The following is a 17,547-nucleotide window of genomic DNA, read 5'->3' as shown; positions in this document are numbered from 1 at the left end:
AATAAAAGGATGGGGATTATTTCGTTCTGATCCACTTCCAAATTTCTTTGAAACTGGCTTTATTTCCGTACATTAAAATTCCTATTCTATAGATTTTGGAGGCTACAAAAACCATGAACAACACGGCACAAACCAGCAAAACCAAAGACAATAAAATCTGCCAAATAGGTACCCCAAATGGTATCCTTGCCACCATGGCTACTGGTGAGGTAAACGGAACAATGGACAACCAAAACGCCAAAGGACCGTCCGGATTGTTCATGATGGTAAAACTTCCGTACATACCGATCATAAGCGGAATTACGGCAAATAGCGTAAATTGTTGCGTTTCGGTATCGTTGTCCACCGCAGAACCTATTGCGGCATACATGGACGAATAAAAAACATACCCCAACAAAAAGAACAGGATAAAAACTCCGATTATCAAAGGATAATTCAGGCTCAACAAAGCATGAGAGACCTCACCAATCATGGATCCAATATCTTGAGACATCGGCATCCCAGAAGTTTCTACAGGACTGGTTGACATTTTAGAAAAACCGGTGTTAAAAAACAGCGCACCACCAACGGACATGGCAATCCAAACTACAAACTGAGTTAGCGCCACCAAGGTTACTCCAAATATCTTACCTAGCATCAATTCAAAAGGTTTTACGGATGAAATGATAATCTCTACTACTCGATTGTTTTTCTCTTCCAAAACACTGCGCATCACACGCACTCCGTAGATGATGATGAACATAAAAGTAGCGTACATCAGCAGCATGGCAAGAACGGATTTCACACCAAAAATCGTATCGCTGTCTTCCGCATTTTCATCAACCACATTCTGAGTTTTCAGATCGAAAGAAGCATTCAGTTCTTCAATCTGAGCTTCTTGAAGTCCCAGTTTTTTAATTTTTTCTTTTTTTATGACCTCCGACAGTTGATCCGAAACATTTTTCTTAGCCGTTTTGTCCATGGTTTCGCTTACCAGCAAACGGGTTTCTGCTTCCAATTTTTTGTAGTCCGAATTTTCCAAAGCCGGGATGATCAAAATGCCATCATCTCCCTTTTTGTCTTTCATCAGCTGCACCAATTGTTTTTCGGAATTGGGCGAAAGATAGACAAATTGCACATTTTCATCGGAATTCAACTTCCCATCAAACAAACCGCTTTTATCCAAAACATCCAGCTTGTAGGACGATGTATTGGCATTCATCAGATAGGCGATGAACAAGCCAAAGCCCAACATCATCAGTGGTGCCAAAAGGGTTAATACCACAAAAGATTTCTTTTTAACCTGAGTCAGATATTCTCTTTTGGTTATGAGGATTATATTTTTCAATGATTTTAATTTAGGTTATAAAATAAAAATAGACTTTACCACAAGGCTATTGCCCGCTAACTGCAGAGATAAAAACCTCGTTCATGCTTGGGATTTTCTCATCAAACGAACGGATTTTTCCAATCTTTAAAAGTTCGTCCAACAACGCATTTTGGTTGCCAGAATTTTTCAGTTCAAAACTTAACAAATCGTGTTGCCTATTTTCATTTTCGATGTTGAATTTTTGCTGAAAAGGTTTCCACAAATCTTCATTTACTTGAGAAAGACAAACTCCAAAAATATTTTTTTTAAATTGTTCTCTCACCTCAAAAACAGAGCCGTCCAAGATTTTTTTGGATTGGTGGATCAGAGCAACCGAATCGCACATTTCCTCTACACTTTCCATTCGGTGGGTGGAAAGGATAATGGTTGTCCCATTTTCTTTCAACTTCAAAATTTGATCTTTAATCAGGTTGGCATTCACCGGATCGAAACCCGAAAAGGGTTCGTCCAAAATAAGCAATCTGGGCTGATGCAGTACCGTAACGACAAACTGAATTTTTTGCGCCATACCTTTGGAAAGTTCGGAGAGTTTTTTCTTCCACCAATGTTCAATTTCTAGGGCATCAAACCAATATTTTGCCTGTTTTAGCGCCTCATTTCTCGTCATCCCTTTCAGTTCGCCAAAATATAAAATCTGGTCACCAACCGTCATGTTTTTATACAAGCCTCTTTCTTCGGGCATATAACCAATCTCACGAATGTGTTTGGGGTTAAGCTTTTCATCGTGAATAAAAATTTCACCCGAATCGGCTTGAGTAATCTGATTGATGATTCGGATAAAGGAAGTTTTCCCGGCTCCATTTGGACCCAACAATCCGTAGATACTCCCTTGAGGTACAGAAATGGAAAAACGATCCAAGGCTATTTTCCGACCAGAGTCGTAGGTTTTCAAAACATTTTCAGCTCTTAGCATTGTCGATAATGATTATTAAAAGGGCTAAAGTTACGGAAAAGGGATGGATTTGGAAAAACCAGATAAAAAATATCCTGAAAACGAATTTTCAGGATAAGGATTATTGTTTAATGATTTGGGTTACTTTCTGGGTATCGTCGCTTAGGGTGTATCGCATCAAATATTTTCCCGGTCGAAGTTTTTCAATATTAATTTCTGCAGAGTTGGAATTCAGACCATAACTGGCGACCTGCATTCCTAAAATGGAATAAAAAGTTACAGATTTTATTCTTACCGAAGCATCTTTTGACTTTACCAAGATATAATCTTTAGCCGGATTAGGGTAAGCCACAAGAACTCCATCGTCACTTTTTTGCGACAACGACAAGGGCTCTCTTGAATATTGAGCGGATAAACTACCTGAAAAAACAAGAGAAATCCCAAAAAACATCAACATTAATAGATTTTTCTTCATTTTTTTTATTAATCTGACTTTAAAATATGAAACAAATTTATGATTTATAACAGAAACTCACAATAGTTTTTTCAACAAACTATCATTAAATTTGCATTTCATAAAACAAAGAATATACCAAAGATGATAATTTTTTCTAGAAACCGTCGATTAAGAACCAACGAAAGCATCAGAAGCTTGGTAAGAGAAACCTCACTTAGCAGTCACGATTTTGTGATGCCGATGTTTGTTATGGAAGGAGAAAACATACAAGAACCCATCCCTTCTATGCCTGGAATTTTCAGACGAAGCATAGACCTTACGGTAAAAGAATGTAAAGAACTTTTCCAATTGGGCATAAAAGCCGTGAACATTTACATGAAAGTTCCTGAAAACTTAAAAGACAACAAAGGAACAGAATCTTGGAACCCCAATGGATTGATGCAAAGAAGCATACGAGAAATTAAAAATGCCATTCCAGAAATGGTTGTAATGCCGGATGTTGCACTAGATCCGTATTCTGTTTTTGGACACGACGGCATTATCACCAACGGACAAATTGACAACGATGCCACGAACGAAGCCCTTGCCAGAATGGCAGTTTCCGTAGCCGAAGCCGGTGCCGATGTGGTAGCTCCAAGCGACATGATGGACGGTAGAGTCTCCGTAATCCGTGAAGCATTAGAAGAAAATGGTCATGTCAATGTTGGGATCTTAAGTTATGCTGCGAAATATGCCAGTTCTTTTTACGGTCCTTTTAGATCGGCTTTGGACAGCGCACCTAAAGAAAACACAGACATCCCAAAGGATAAAAAAACTTATCAAATGGACTTTCACAATTCCCGAGAAGCCATAAATGAGGTATTGAAAGATGTGGATGAAGGTGCGGACATCATCATGATAAAACCAGGAATGCCGTATCTGGATATCGTATCAAAAGTTAGAGAAGTGATTGACCTTCCTATTGCCGTTTACAATGTTAGTGGCGAATATGCCATGCTGAAAGCGGCTGCACAAAACGGTTGGTTGGACAACGACAAGGCGATTATCGAGAGTTTGACTTGTATAAAAAGAGCCGGCGCCGATATGATTTTCACCTATGCGGCAAAAGAAGCGGCAATTTTACTTCAAAAATAATTAATCTCAATATCCTTCAAGGATTTTTAAATCCTTGAAGGATTGAGTGTTTTTTTCAGTTACTCTTCATCAACATACTCGGCACGGTTGGGTTTTAGATCGTCCCTCACTTTTAGCATTTCACTTTCGTCGATAATCATGTATGCTGCAGCAAACATATCCGAATACACTTCGGTATTGGTAATGTTATGGATTAATTTTTCGGCCACGGCATATTCTTCTAAATGATGGATGTGATGTTTGGCAAACTGCAAGGCATCCATACCTCGAAAGTCCCAAATCATTTTTATTTTTTGTCCCATAGGATTAAGGTTTAAATTTAATCAAAAAGCACACCTATAAAAAGTGTGCTTTTCTTACATTTATCTAATCAAAAACTTTTTAGAATTTTAGATCGCCATTTACCTCTCTTACCGCTTGAGCAGCCGTTGCGAATTTTTCTTTTTCCGCTTCAGAAAGTTCAATTTCTACGATTTTCTCTACACCGTTAGTACCGATGATTGCTGGCACACCAAGACAGATATCGCTTTGTCCGTATTCGCCATTCAACATTAAAGAGCAAGGGATCATCTTCTTATGATCGCAGAGGATAGACTGTACCATAACCGACACCGCAGCACCTGGAGCATACCAAGCAGAAGTTCCTAACAATTTAGTTAGTGTAGCACCCCCTACTTTGGTTTCTTCGATTACATAGTTTTGTTTTTCTTCGCTTAGGAAATAAGTTGCAGGAACACCGTTTCTAGTTGCTTTAGACATCAACGGCAACATTCCAGTATCGGAGTGTGCAGCGATTACCATACCGTCCACATCAGAGATAGGACATTCTAAAGCTTCTGCCAATCTGTATTTGAATCTTGCGCTATCCAAAGCTCCACCCATACCGATGATTCTTTCTTTTGGTAATCCAGAAGTTTTGTGTACCAAATATGCCATGGTATCCATTGGGTTAGAAACAACGATGATGATAACATCCGGAGAATATTTTACCAAGTTTGCTGTAACTTCTTTTACGATACCTGCGTTTATTCCGATCAACTCTTCTCTGGTCATTCCTGGTTTTCTTGGAATTCCTGAAGTGATTACAGCAACCTTAGACCCAGCCGTTTGGCTATAATCGCCAGTTGTTCCAGTAATTTTGGTATCAAAACCGTTCAACGATGCCGTTTGCATCAAGTCCATGGCTTTACCTTCGGCAAAACCTTCTTTGATATCTACCAAAACCACTTCTGATGCGAAGTTTTTCATTGCGATGTATTCAGCACAAGATGCTCCTACAGCACCAGCTCCTACTACAGTTACTTTCATGTTTGAAATATTTTAAATTTATTTTAAATTAATTTTTATTCGAAATAAGATTGTCAAAATTACAAATAATTTAGTTTCACAAGGTCATTTTATCTTTGTTTTTTCTGATTTCTATTTTTCTTTTTGCAAATTTGTATCGTTGTTAATCGAAGTAACTATTTATCCCAAAACCCAACATGAACACCCTAATCGAAATCTTAAAAAACGGAGGCACCATCCTTTACCCAACCGATACCATTTGGGGCATAGGCTGCGATGCCACCAACACCGAGGCCATCCAAAAAATTTATGATATAAAGAAAAGAGACGCTAACAAATCGATGATTATTTTGGTTGAAAGCGAAAAAAGACTTCAGGATTTGGTGGATGTTCCTGCTATGGCCTGGGAGATTATTGACCTTAGCGAAAAACCGGTTACCATCATCTACGAAAGTCCAAAAGGCTTACCAAAAGAATTGCTCGCCGAAGACGGAAGCATCGGAATCAGATTGGTGAAAGATGATTTTTGCAAAAAATTAATTTCCAAACTAAACAAACCTTTGGTTTCTACTTCTGCAAATCTTAGCGGGGACAAAAGCCCTATGAAATACAGCGATATTTCTAAAGAAATTGTAGAAGCTGTGGACTTTGTGGTGGAAGAAAACCGAGAAAGAGTCTCTCAATTTTCCGGTTCGTCCATTATAAAAATTTGGAACGATGGTCGGATAAAAGTCATTCGCGAATAATAGCATTATAATGAACGAAACACATTCCATTTCAGTTGTCATCCCCATGTACAACGCTGAGAAAACAATTTTACAGGCTCTGAATTCTGTAAAAAAACAATCGTGTGGAAATGTTTTTGAAATTTTTGTGGTGAACGATGGCAGTACGGATCAATCTCAAAAAATTGTAGAAGAATTTATTTCAAACAATCCGGCAATCAACATTACAATCATCAACCAAAACAACCAAGGGGTTTCGGCTGCTAGAAACGCAGGTCTGAAAAGAGCAACAGGAGATTTTATTGCACTTTTAGATTCTGATGACGAATGGCATTTGGACAAAACCGAAAGACAAATGAAAGTGTTTTTGGAAAATATAGATGCCGTAGATTTTCTTGCAACCACCAGGAATAACGAGAAAATAGGCTGGCCGTATTTCATTAACTCAAAAAATAATTTGGCGAAAATATCATTCAGGAAACTTCTGATCCGGAATGTTGCAGCAACGCCCACCGTAATTTTTAAAAGAAAAATACTGGATGCCATTGGTTACTTTGACCCCTTGCAAAAACATGCCGAAGACGCTCATTTTTGGTTGAAAATTTCCGGAAAATTCAAAATGTATATTTTAGCGGAAAACCTTGTAACCACGGGATCTGGAAAAAAATCTTTTGGAGAAAGCGGATTGTCTGCCAACCTGAAAGAAATGGAAAAAGGATTCCAAAAAAATTTAAAAGAGATGCATCAACAGAAAAGGCTGAACAATTTTGAATATGCTTTTTTTTATGTGATCTCTAAAATAAAATACCTTTCCAGACCTTTGCGCTTATTGCTAAAACCGTAATTTAAACCATGGAAAAATTCAAAAATAAAAGCATTTTATTACTTACCACTCGTTTTTTCGATTATGAAAAAGCCATCGTTCGTCGGTTAGAAACATTGGGTGCAATTGTAGATTATTATGACGAAAGGCCATCAAACAGCAATTGGACAAAGGGCATTATCCGTGTTGCTCCAAAGCTATTGACATGGAAAACACAGTCGTATTACAAAAGGATTTTAGACGAAACGCAATCTAAAAAATACGATTTTTTTCTTTTGATAAAAGGCGAAGCAACTCCGGAATTTTTCTTGGAAATTTTCAAAAAAGAACATCCAGAAACGACAAGCATTTTCTACGCTTACGATTCGGTTGCCGAATATCCTAAATTTTTAAAATTAAATGTTTTTTTTGATAGAAATTTTACTTTTGAAGCCAGAGATTCCGAGAAATACGATGTCCATTTCAGGCCTTTATTTTTCATAGACGACTACACGAGGGTAGAAAAAAATCAACTTAAAAAATACGACATCACCTTCATAGGCAGTGCGCATACCGATCGATACACCGTTGGTGAAAACATCGAAAAAGAAAGCAAAAAGCGGGGACTAAATACCTTTTTTTATTACTACGCTCCCAGCAAAATAATTTTTTATTTGAAAAGAATATTCGATCCTCATTTTAAAAAATTCAACATTGAAAAAGTAAAGTTTCAATCTCTGAAGCATGAGAAAGTAGCTGAAATCTATAAAGAATCGTTTGCCATTTTAGACATCAACAAACCCTTTCAGTTTGGGCTCAGCATGCGACCTTTTGAGACATTAATTTCTGGAAGAAAAATGATTACTACCAACACAGAAATTATAAACTACCCGTTCTACAACCCCAACAACATCTTGGTTATCGATAGAGATGCCGTAGAGATTCCTGAGGTGTTTTTCGAAACCGAATTTCAGGATCTACCAAAAGAACAAATTGAAAAATTAACTTTGGACTCCTGGTTAGACGCCTTATTCTTTGATCACCAAGACGAGTATTGGAAATGGTGGAAATAAATGAAGTCGTCTCTTAACCTGGGCGGTTTCTGTTTTTCTTATTCCCTGAAATTTATTTACAATAAAAAAGCCACTGAATTTATTTCAGTGACTTTGTATATTTTCTCTATTTCTTTATAGGTCAATCTCTTATTTTGCAGGACTACCAATTGGAGCAGGCATTGCAGGCACATCGGCTGCAGGAGTAGCCGGAGTTTCGTTTGTCTTAGCTGGAGCTTCTTTTTTTGCCGGAACTGCAACTGGCGCAGCCATTTGTGAAGGTTTACCGGTCATCACAACACTTAATAAGATAAGTACAATGATTATTGAGCCTAAAACCCAAGTCGCTTTTTCCATAAAATCGTTGGTTCTTTGTACACCAAACTGAGCAGAAGAAGTACCACCAAAAGTACCAGAAAGACCTCCACCTTTAGGATTTTGAGCCATGATAACGATAGTTAACAATACCGAAGCGATCATTATTATAATCATGAATAATGTGAAAATAGTACCCATTCTTTTATATCTTATTTTTATGAATTGGCAAATTTAATTCTTTTTCATATAAATACAAAGATATCCTTGATTTATTTTAAACTTTTTGATGCATCTCTGGTTTTTAAAATTAAGTTTATAATCTTACTTTTGCAACATGAAAAATTTGAAAGTCGTTTTTTTTGGAACTCCAGATTTCGCAAAAGCCAGTTTAGAAGCCATACACAACAGCAAACATACCGTTGTTGGAGTAGTAACCGTTGCCGACAAACCCACAGGTAGAGGCCAGAAAATGACCAGCTCTCCGGTAAAAAATTATGCTGTAGAAAACAATTTAACTCTTTTTCAGCCGGAAAAATTAAGAAATGAAGATTTTCTGAATGCCATGAAAAATCTTGATGCAGATGTCTTTGTCGTAGTCGCATTTAGGATGATGCCAAAAGTACTCTTCCAATTGCCAAAATTAGGGACTTTCAACCTGCACGGATCTTTGCTTCCGGACTATCGTGGTGCTGCACCCATCAACTATGCGTTGATAAATGGGGACGAGAAAACGGGGGTTACCACTTTCTTTATCAATGAAAAAATTGATGAAGGAAATATTCTTTTGCAATCCGAATTGGATATTGAAGCAAACGAAAATGCAGGATCCTTACACGATAGATTGATGGTTTTGGGCGCTAATTTGGTGGTGAAAACTTTGGACGGACTTGCAGAAAATTCCATTGTTGAAAGACCACAAAAAGAAGCGGAACATCCTAAAAATGCATTCAAAATTTTTAAAGAAGACTTGAAAATACAGTGGCAAAATCCATGTCGAGTGATCCATAATTTTATACGAGGGATGTCGCCTTATCCGTGTGCATTTACAACATTAACCGTGGGTAATGACAAAAAATCTTTAAAAATATATTCGGGTTCGTTTGAGATTTTCAATCATAACAAAACAGCAGGAAGCATTGACATCAACAAAAACGAATTCAAAATTTATACAGAAGACGGTTTCTACCTTCCTTCGGAATTGCAATTGGAGGGCAAAAAAAGAATGGATATAAAATCGTTCCTCAACGGTTTCCAAAGTTTTGAGAACATCTTAATTGATGGGTAAGTCACTATTTCGCAACATCGAGTATGTATTTTTAAAAGATTTTCAAATAGAATTTGTAATTTAGAAAACTTTTTAATCTAAAACAAAATGGCAAATAAATATGTAAACTTCATCTCTGACAAACATCTTCTAACTTGTATAGAAAATTTGCACAAATCCTATCTGAAAGCCAAAAACAACATTTCAAAAAAGAGCTTCTACACCAATAAAGTTGATACCATAAAGCTGACTTTTGACGCTAAATTCAACGATATCAACGAAGACGATTTAATCCAATCTGAAATTCTACGACAAATTGACAAATCCATAAACAACTCAATCGGAACTTTTCACGAGCAAATTTTAGGAGGTATTAAAGGTTTTGAAGTTGGAAAATTAAGCGGTTTTGATATTAAAGCGAGTGATGATACGCTATTTGCTGACATCAAAAACAAACATAACACAATGAACAGCAGTTCAGCTGAAGCTTTATTTCAAAAATTGGCTCGATATGCTGACGATTACAAAAGGGCGAAGTGTTATTGGGTTCAGATTTTAGCAAAAGGAAGCTTTAACGAACTTTGGAAAGGCGAAATAAATGGAAAAGAATACAGTCATTCAAGAGTTTATAAAATTTCAGGCGACCAATTTTATGCCTTACTTTCTGGACAAGAAGATGCACTTTTTCAATTATACAAAGCTTTACCAAAAGCTATTGACTATTATCTAAAATCAATAGAAGAAAACGAAACTACCAAAGAAAATTCGGCTTTAGATGAAATTACTTCCGAAACCAAAAAATCTATGCGTTCTATTCTTGACCAAATAACTTTTGAAAATTACAGCTATTATTTGGGATTTGATAAATTGTAATAATCGTTCAAAAATTTCACAATCGAATATCCTACTTCCCGACCTAAATTAACTGGAACTGCATTTCCTATTTGTTTGTATTGTTGAGCCATTGGTCCCGAAAATTCCCATTCATCTGGAAAAGTTTGAATTCTAGCATATTCACGAACCGTAAATGGACGGGTTTCATCTGGATGACACCTTTCTGTTTGTTTTTGAGCCGGGCTACAAGTTAGTGTTAGACAAGGCTCGTCCCAACCAATGCGTCTTGCCATTCCTGTTTTTCCTCCACCTAAATAAAAGCTTGCACCCATAAAATCTTTCTGAATATCAATAGGTAAATCTCTCCAATAACCTTTTGGAGGCACTAAATCTAAAACCACTTTTTTGCTTTCGGGATATTTCGCACCCAAAGATTTGGGAACATTGGTATCAAATAACTCGCCTTTTTTCAAGGCATCTTCTAGATTATAGATTTTCTTATAAGGTTTTGGATATTCATATTTCGCAGTAATATCTTTTCTAATTCCGACCAAAATTAATCGTTCTCTTTTTTGTGGAACTTTATAATTGATAGCTTTTAAAACTTGCACTGGAACTACATTATAGCCTATTTCATCTAAAATTGAAATCATTCCTTGCAAAGTTTTTCCGTTATCGTGACTTAATAGTCCTTTAACATTTTCGCCAATGCAAATTGGAGGATTTACTTCTTTCACCGCACGAGCAAATTCATAAAACAAAGTTCCTCTTGCGTCTTCCAAGCCTAATCTTTTTCCTGCGTAACTGAATGCTTGACAAGGGAATCCTCCTGTAACCACATCCACCTGGTTATGATATTCAGAGAAATTGAAATTATTAATATCTCCTTCTAAAACATTCCAGTTGGGTCGGTTTTTTCGTAAAGTTTCACAAGCGTGTTTGTCAATTTCATTCAAAGCAACGCATTTAAGACCAGCTTTTTCCATTCCAACCGCTAAACCTCCAGCTCCTGCGAACAATTCTAAAACTTTATATTCATTATCAGGTACAACAAAATTAGAAACCGATTCTTGAATATCAGTGTTTAGAAATTCAGCAAATAAAGTTTCCACTTCATCTCTTCTATAAACTCTATAATTACTCATCGGTTCACGAACTGCAGAAAGCTTTCCCTCTTCATCCCAACGACGAAGAGTTTTCGTGCTTTTATTCAGTAATTTCGCTGTTTCTGAAATTGTTAAATACTCACTCATAACCAAATTATACAACATTAGACATTGGTTACAAATTTAAAGCATTTTTTTTAATAAAATCACTTCTATCAAAAAAATTATACACCAATATAGCGAATAAAAATAATTCTATCAGAACCACCCTCTCCTTGCCGATCCAATGATGGAATTGAGGCTTAAGACGAGTGAAAAGCGGATTCGTTTGGCATAATCTTGAAAACCAGGCTCGAAGCCAAGACTGGATTGTATGGGAAAATAAATTTCAAGAAAATCCGGTATCACCTTCAACTTAACTCCAGAATCCCAAATGAACTGAGTGCCCAATCCTTGGCTGTTGAAGGCTCCAAAATCGGCATAGAGATTAAACATTTTCCATGCATGAGCATCGATATTCAGGGATGCCAACCACTTGTCGGCCGTATGCGGTATAATGGATTTGAAACCTCCATCGGCCAAAACAAATTGTTGCGACCAAAAACCATCCGTCTCACCTTGTCCGTACAATCCATAGGAAAATGAATAATTGGAAACTCTGGAAATTCCAAAATCAAAAAAATTATTCCTGGTTTTATTGTTCAAAAACATTCCAGCAAAGAGCCTAAAACTCACTTTCTTATTTTTGGCAAACTCCCAACGATAAAAAGCCTCAGCTGTAGCTTTGGTATAGTCTTCCATACCTTGTAGTGAGAGTCCTAAAGATTTTTCATGAATCATTTTCCTATCAGAAAAACCATAACCCAGAGACCAGATGTTATAACTTTCGTACTCGTTATTTAGTTTCATCAACAGATCCAAATCTTTTTGAAAATGAGTAAACGATGCAAATGCAGTTCGACTGATGCTGCTTCTTGGATTTTTTGAAAATAACATAGATGCTCCTGCAGAAAATTTACCATAACTTAAAGTTGGTGTATAATGAAAAAACGATCCCGAAACTCCAAACGAAAGAGCATTAAAGAAAGAATTTGCCGGTAAAATACTGTATGAAATGCCACCCGAACCCGTTACGCGTCCCGTTCCAGTGCTGAAATACGGTGTAAAACTGTACAAAAACGGCTGACTAAAAAATGAAGCATTGGAAAAATTGAGCCCTAAAAGTACTTTATCATAAATGTTAAAATTCAGCTTTGGATTCAGATAGATTTCGTTGTATTCCGGATTGGGAATGTCTTTTATGAGTTTGAACTTAAATTTTTTAGCATTGGAAAATAGACCTTTGGTGTACAGATAATTGTCTCTAAAATTGGATTCCGGGAAAAAATATTCGCTATTCAAAGTCAATTTTACTGCCGAACTATCCGGAACGACATAGATCTCACGACTTTTTCTTGCCGGCGTATCAAACCAATATTGTTTTCGAATACCATTTTTTACTGAGCTTTGAGTTTCTAAACGAAAAGGGACGGATAGCGCTGTATTTTTACTGACATCAACCAACAAATCTCCATTTTTGCGTTTGAAATTATTGATTTTAAAATTGACTCTTTGCTTATTTTTAATAAAAGGTGCAAAAAAATCCGATGCTCCGTTGGAGTTTTTCGCCAGCTCCAAAAGCAAATCGTCTTGATTAATAATTTGATTTTGATGCTGTTCGATATAGGTTTTCAACAGACGATCAAAATCTTCGACTTTCATTTTGTCCGCTACAAAGTTAAAAACACTTCCCGTTTCGAATTGGCTAATGGCCATTTCATTAAAATTACTAAGCTCGGAAAAGGGTGTGGCAATGGCTTGATCCAAATTTTGTGAAACCATATATTGATATGCCAAACCGTACCGCTCCATCAACTTTAACTTGGATGCGTGGAACCATTTCAACGGCTTAATCCCCAACAAGCTGAACGAATCCGGCAAACTGCCAAACAATTTAGCATCCGAATAATATTTTTTAAGATATTGATGTTCCAAATAACTCTTTAGTCCGTTGCTGATCCAGTGATTTTCTTCCTTGTGCACGGCCAAGGCTTCATCTACATATTTTTTGGAAAGTATGCTGGCATAGTCCATTTCCAAGTTTTCGCCGGGTGCAAAAAGTGGAAAATTGAACTTCCAAAAACGGATGTCGTTGTTTCCGAAAAAATCTTCTTTATTTTTAAATTTTTCAGAGATAAAAATCTTTTCCGGCAAAAAGCCCCACTTGTTTTTTAAAAAAGTCAAGAGTTTGATAAGGTCAACTTCTAACCTTGATTTTTCATAGGGATTGAGCTCATAACCAAAAGAAACCAACACTGTCTGTCCATCTATTTGAGCTGAAATCTCAGGCAACTCTCTGGAACTGATCAATATTTCCGGGTCTATCGCTGAAAAAGATTCGAAATTATTTTTACCTATTTTCTTTAAATTACTACTCGAATAATAATGTGGCGGAATATCCAATTTTACCGACCAAAATGTAGAATAACTCACCCTTTCCTCGGTGTCTAAAAAATGTCTTTCCTTTGAAGGTTGAAATCGATCCGGTACAATGAAAAAATATTTCAACAAAACTGAATTTTGTGAAGTTCCGTATCCTGTAAACTTCTGATTGGGTAAAATTAAGGTGTAATTAAGACTCAAATCAACAAAATTATTGGGAGAAAGCGGAGCATCCAAAGGGATCCATAAATTCTCTTGATCGGACTCTAGAAACCGAACAGATATGTTGTTAATGTTCAGATCCAAATGCTTCAAGCTTCCATAATCTAAGGACTTTGCAAAATACAAATCCGAATTTCGATCTTCTAACTTCCTCTTAGCCAAAGGAGTATTCTTCGAGCGATAGGCAGCCGTCCAATTCAGAAGTTTTATGGTGTCTAATGGACTTTCGCTGTTGTTGTAATAGCGGATTTTTTGTTGAACCAACAGTGTTTTTTTGTCTTCAGAAAGCTGAGCAAAAACAGAGATGCTATCGGTTTGCGCAGAAGTACAAACCCAAAATATCAATCCTAAAAATGCAAATATATTCTTCAATGAAAGTGTAAAAATCAAATTTAATATAAAATTCCGAAATTTACCTACTTTTACTTAGTGCATGACAAATTTGTAACACAGAACGAATCAATTAATAAAACCACACAGCAGCATAGAATATTGAGCAATTAAGCTGAATCCGAATTTACCGAATTAAAAGTTTCTTCTAATTTTACTTCAACAAAAAAAATTATTTTGCATTAAATTTGTCTAACCATTTTAAATATGAATTCGAAATCCAATACCCTATTAAATAGAATTTCTCCAATAAGTAAAGCTCATGGAGAGGAAGTTTCTTTAGTGAAATTTGACCCTACCCCAAACTCGGAGATAAAATATAATTTTTACACTTGCAAATTCGGAAAAATCATCATTTCAAATACAGATATTGGCATCTATCAAATTGAATTTTACGACAGTGAAGAGTTAGCCATGATTGATCTTATCGCTTCTTGCCCAATTGCAAATTTTACAAATTGCAAGACCGAATTGCAACAAAATGCATTGGATTTTATTAACCAAAAAAACACCGTCAAATTCCAAATCACTTTACATGTTGCTGCAACGAATTTTCAAATGAAAGTATGGGAAGCCCTATCGCATATAGAAATTGGAAAACTGGCAACTTACAAAGGAATCGCCGAATATATTGGACAACCCAAAGCTAGTAGAGCTGTTGGTACAGCAGTGGGAAGCAATTCTATCGCTTTTCTTATCCCATGCCACAGGGTTATAAACACAACTGGCAAAATCGGAAATTATAAATGGTCCAGCGAAAGAAAATTTGAAATGATAGAGTGGGAAAATCATAGACAAGATGGATTTATTTAACCCAGAGTATCCGCAAAATATTCTTCCTTACGACGGTTGCGTGGAATATTGGTCTGTTATTTTTAACAAAAAAGATACTGACCGTTATTTTAAAATCCTTTTAGAATCGTTGGCATGGGAAAACGACAAAGTTTATATTTTCGGGAAAGAAATCATCACCAAAAGAAAAATAGCTTGGTATGGAGATCGTGCGTTTGGATATACCTACTCCAATTATACCAAAAAAGCTTTGCCTTGGACACAAGAACTATTGGAGCTGAAAAAGATTCTTGAAAATAAAATTCAAGAAACCTTCAACTCTTGTTTGGTCAATCTTTATCATGACGGTTCAGAAGGTATGGCTTGGCACAGCGATGGAGAAAAAGATCTTAAAAAAAGGGGTACAATAGCATCCCTAACCTTTGGTGCAGAAAGAAAATTTTCTTTCAAACATAAAAATTCTAAAGAAAAAATTGATCTTATACTGGAACACGGCAGCTTATTGTTGATGAAGGAAAACACCCAAGACCATTGGCTGCACCGACTACCACCAACCACAACAACAAAAAAAGCAAGGATTAACCTTACTTTTAGAAATATTATCGAAAAATAATACCATTATTTTTTCCTGGTAAAATTCTTATTCTTTACTTTTTTAAAACTTATGTCCTCTTTTTTATGGGTTTGAGGTTTTCTGGATTTGTTGGATTGTCCAGCAGCCATAGGTTTGTTATTAGAGTCTCTTTTTTGGACCACCAAATCATCGGTGTGGTACGGATGATCCCTTACGACAGGAATCTTTTTCCCAATAAGTTTCTCCGTATTTTTTAGATTAATAAGATCCAAACCGTCTACAAAAGAAATCGAACTTCCCTCTGCTCCTGCCCTTCCCGTTCTACCTATTCTATGCACATAGGTTTCAGAAACATCGGACAGCTCGAAGTTGATAACATATTTCAATTCATCAATATCAATTCCTCGGGCAGCAATATCCGTAGCTACCAAGACCCTCGTTTTGCCGGATTTGAAATTGGTAAGTGCATTTTGTCGGGCATTCTGCGATTTGTTTCCATGGATCGCTTCTGTTGCTATACCAGCTTTCTGTAGCTTTCTTGCAATTTTGTCGGCACCGTGTTTCGTTCTTGCAAATACCAAAACCGAATCCGAAATATCCGTTTTCAAAATATGCGTCAGCAATTCCAACTTATTGTCCTTATCAACAAAATAAACCGATTGCTTGATGGTTTCTGCAGTGGACGAAACCGGAGTAACCTCTACTTTTATTGGATTATTCAATATCGACGAAGCCAATTTTTGTATCTCTGCAGGCATAGTCGCCGAGAAAAATAGAGTCTGTCTCTTCTGTGGAAGCAATTTTATCACCCTTTTCACATCGTGTACAAAGCCCATATCCAACATCCTGTCGGCTTCATCCAAAACAAAAATCTCCAGGTGTTTTAGACTGATAATTCCCTGTCCAATAAAATCCAGTAACCTTCCCGGTGTAGCGACCAAAATATCTACACCTTTCCTAAGCTCTCTTTCTTGATTGCCTTGCTTTACTCCACCAAAAATTACCAATTTCCTAAGCGGAAGATACTTTCCGTAAGCTTTTATATTTTCTTCAATCTGTATGGCCAACTCTCTTGTCGGCGTTAGGATCAAGGCTTTTATATGCTTATTCTGTAGATTTATATTCGTCAAATTTTGTAAAATCGGAATAGAAAATGCTGCCGTTTTTCCTGTACCTGTCTGTGCACATCCTAAAAAATCTCGACCTTTTAATATCTCTGGAATTGCCTTTTCTTGTATCGGCGTTGGTTGTGTATAACCTTGTTCGTCTATCGCTTTTTGGATTTTATCCAATAACGCTAATTCTTTAAAACTCAATGAATTTGTTATTTTATTTTAATAAAAATGAAATGCAAATATACGAAAAACAAAGCACATTTTTCAGATTATTTGGGAGCACCACAACTCCGTCTCTTTTCACTACACCACCCGCTGTCCGCTGTATCTTTTGTGCCTGGGCTTTCCCAAGGCTTACAAAAGGATGCCGCTCCCATCGGGGCTAGAACAAAGAGAAGAACCCTCCAGTCGGGATGGAGGTTTGGTTTTTAGTTTTTGGTGTTTGGTGTTTGGTGTTTGGTGTTTAGTTAATGGAGAATTAGAGATAATTCCAACAATATTTAATCAAAGCACAAACAAACGGTCATTTTTTCTTCCCCATTCAAATATATTCCATAAAAGGATATTATGTAAACACTCCCATCAACCATCAACCAAAGAGTTTTGAGCAAAAAAAATCCCCGACTACTTTCGTAATCGAGGATTCTAATAAAAACTGGCGGCGACCTACTCTCCCGCGTTAGCAGTACCATCGGCGCTAGAGGGCTTAACTTCTGTGTTCGGAATGGGAACA

17 protein-coding genes and 1 rRNA gene are annotated in these 17,547 nt (G+C 36.6%); 8 read left to right on the top strand and 10 right to left on the bottom strand.

The window, feature by feature from the left end; all coding sequences use genetic code 11:
- Nucleotides 1-16: 16 nt before the first annotated feature.
- The 3 genes from EIY84_RS05890 to EIY84_RS05880 form a co-directional block, all read right to left on the bottom strand.
- On the bottom strand, nt 17-1,327 hold the full coding sequence (locus tag EIY84_RS05890; RefSeq protein ID WP_124641164.1) for an ABC transporter permease: 1,311 nt from the start codon (nt 1,325-1,327) through the stop codon (nt 17-19).
- 46 nt (nt 1,328-1,373) lie between these two features.
- Entirely contained in the window at nt 1,374-2,282 is a 909-nt protein-coding gene (locus EIY84_RS05885; RefSeq protein ID WP_124641161.1) for an ABC transporter ATP-binding protein, read from the bottom strand.
- A gap of 100 nt (nt 2,283-2,382) precedes the next feature.
- Nucleotides 2,383-2,736, bottom strand: a complete 354-nt coding sequence (locus tag EIY84_RS05880; protein ID WP_124641159.1) for a T9SS type A sorting domain-containing protein — start codon at nt 2,734-2,736, stop codon at nt 2,383-2,385.
- Between the two features lie 123 nt (nt 2,737-2,859).
- On the opposite strand from EIY84_RS05880, the gene hemB reads away from it, so the two are divergent.
- Nucleotides 2,860-3,852, top strand: coding sequence for a porphobilinogen synthase (gene hemB, locus EIY84_RS05875; protein ID WP_124641157.1), 993 nt, complete (start codon nt 2,860-2,862; stop codon nt 3,850-3,852).
- A 59-nt stretch (nt 3,853-3,911) separates the two neighbouring features.
- Here hemB and EIY84_RS05870 read toward each other — a convergent pair whose 3' ends face one another.
- Both EIY84_RS05870 and EIY84_RS05865 read right to left on the bottom strand, forming a co-directional pair.
- The gene (locus EIY84_RS05870) at nt 3,912-4,154 is read right to left on the bottom strand and encodes a hypothetical protein (RefSeq protein ID WP_124641155.1); all 243 of its coding nucleotides are present in this window, start codon (nt 4,152-4,154) and stop codon (nt 3,912-3,914) included.
- Between the two features lie 79 nt (nt 4,155-4,233).
- Entirely contained in the window at nt 4,234-5,160 is a 927-nt protein-coding gene (locus tag EIY84_RS05865) for a malate dehydrogenase (protein ID WP_124641153.1), read from the bottom strand.
- Between the two features lie 176 nt (nt 5,161-5,336).
- Between EIY84_RS05865 and EIY84_RS05860 the strand changes: the two genes are divergently transcribed.
- Genes EIY84_RS05860 through EIY84_RS05850 form a run of 3 tightly spaced genes read left to right on the top strand, consistent with a single transcriptional unit; the run spans nt 5,337 to nt 7,739 of the window.
- A complete protein-coding gene (locus EIY84_RS05860) occupies nt 5,337-5,885 on the top strand; it encodes an L-threonylcarbamoyladenylate synthase (protein WP_124641151.1) in 549 nt (182 codons plus the stop codon).
- Between the two features lie 10 nt (nt 5,886-5,895).
- The gene (locus EIY84_RS05855) at nt 5,896-6,708 is read left to right on the top strand and encodes a glycosyltransferase family 2 protein (protein ID WP_124641149.1); all 813 of its coding nucleotides are present in this window, start codon (nt 5,896-5,898) and stop codon (nt 6,706-6,708) included.
- A gap of 8 nt (nt 6,709-6,716) precedes the next feature.
- Entirely contained in the window at nt 6,717-7,739 is a 1,023-nt protein-coding gene (locus EIY84_RS05850; protein ID WP_124641147.1) for a CgeB family protein, read from the top strand.
- 129 nt (nt 7,740-7,868) lie between these two features.
- Here the strand turns inward: EIY84_RS05850 and secG are convergent, their stop codons facing one another.
- The gene (gene secG / locus EIY84_RS05845) at nt 7,869-8,234 is read right to left on the bottom strand and encodes a preprotein translocase subunit SecG (RefSeq protein ID WP_124641144.1); all 366 of its coding nucleotides are present in this window, start codon (nt 8,232-8,234) and stop codon (nt 7,869-7,871) included.
- Between the two features lie 136 nt (nt 8,235-8,370).
- Here secG and fmt point away from each other — a divergent pair, with 136 nt between their 5' ends.
- Together fmt and EIY84_RS05835 are read left to right on the top strand one after the other, a co-directional pair.
- Entirely contained in the window at nt 8,371-9,321 is a 951-nt protein-coding gene (gene fmt / locus EIY84_RS05840) for a methionyl-tRNA formyltransferase (RefSeq protein ID WP_124641142.1), read from the top strand.
- An 87-nt stretch (nt 9,322-9,408) separates the two neighbouring features.
- Nucleotides 9,409-10,173: an Eco47II family restriction endonuclease gene (locus EIY84_RS05835; RefSeq protein WP_124641140.1), complete on the top strand. Its 765-nt coding sequence runs from the start codon at nt 9,409-9,411 to the stop codon at nt 10,171-10,173.
- Here the strand turns inward: EIY84_RS05835 and dcm are convergent.
- A complete protein-coding gene (gene dcm / locus EIY84_RS05830) occupies nt 10,149-11,405 on the bottom strand; it encodes a DNA (cytosine-5-)-methyltransferase (protein WP_394336897.1) in 1,257 nt (418 codons plus the stop codon). The genes EIY84_RS05835 and dcm overlap by 25 nt on opposite strands.
- A 93-nt stretch (nt 11,406-11,498) precedes the next feature.
- The gene (locus EIY84_RS05825) at nt 11,499-14,315 is read right to left on the bottom strand and encodes an aminopeptidase (protein WP_241154740.1); all 2,817 of its coding nucleotides are present in this window, start codon (nt 14,313-14,315) and stop codon (nt 11,499-11,501) included.
- Nucleotides 14,316-14,540: 225 nt separating this feature from the next.
- On the opposite strand from EIY84_RS05825, the gene EIY84_RS05820 reads away from it, so the two are divergent.
- Complete coding sequence (locus EIY84_RS05820; RefSeq protein WP_124641136.1) at nt 14,541-15,146, top strand: methylated-DNA--[protein]-cysteine S-methyltransferase; 606 nt, start codon at nt 14,541-14,543, stop codon at nt 15,144-15,146.
- On the top strand, nt 15,133-15,738 hold the full coding sequence (locus tag EIY84_RS05815; RefSeq protein WP_124641134.1) for an alpha-ketoglutarate-dependent dioxygenase AlkB family protein: 606 nt from the start codon (nt 15,133-15,135) through the stop codon (nt 15,736-15,738). Before EIY84_RS05820 ends, EIY84_RS05815 begins: the two co-directional genes overlap by 14 nt.
- Before the next feature lie 5 nt (nt 15,739-15,743).
- Here the strand turns inward: EIY84_RS05815 and EIY84_RS05810 are convergent, their stop codons facing one another.
- Nucleotides 15,744-17,015, bottom strand: coding sequence for a DEAD/DEAH box helicase (locus EIY84_RS05810; protein ID WP_124641132.1), 1,272 nt, complete (start codon nt 17,013-17,015; stop codon nt 15,744-15,746).
- A gap of 452 nt (nt 17,016-17,467) precedes the next feature.
- A 5S ribosomal RNA gene (rrf, locus tag EIY84_RS05805) occupies nt 17,468-17,547 on the bottom strand; the annotation flags it as partial.

The sequence above is a fragment of the Amniculibacterium aquaticum genome (assembly GCF_003852705.1).
GTDB classification, from domain to species: domain Bacteria; phylum Bacteroidota; class Bacteroidia; order Flavobacteriales; family Weeksellaceae; genus Amniculibacterium; species Amniculibacterium aquaticum.
Note: the sequence above shows the minus strand (reverse complement) of the source record. Positions and strands in the feature narration are given on the sequence as shown.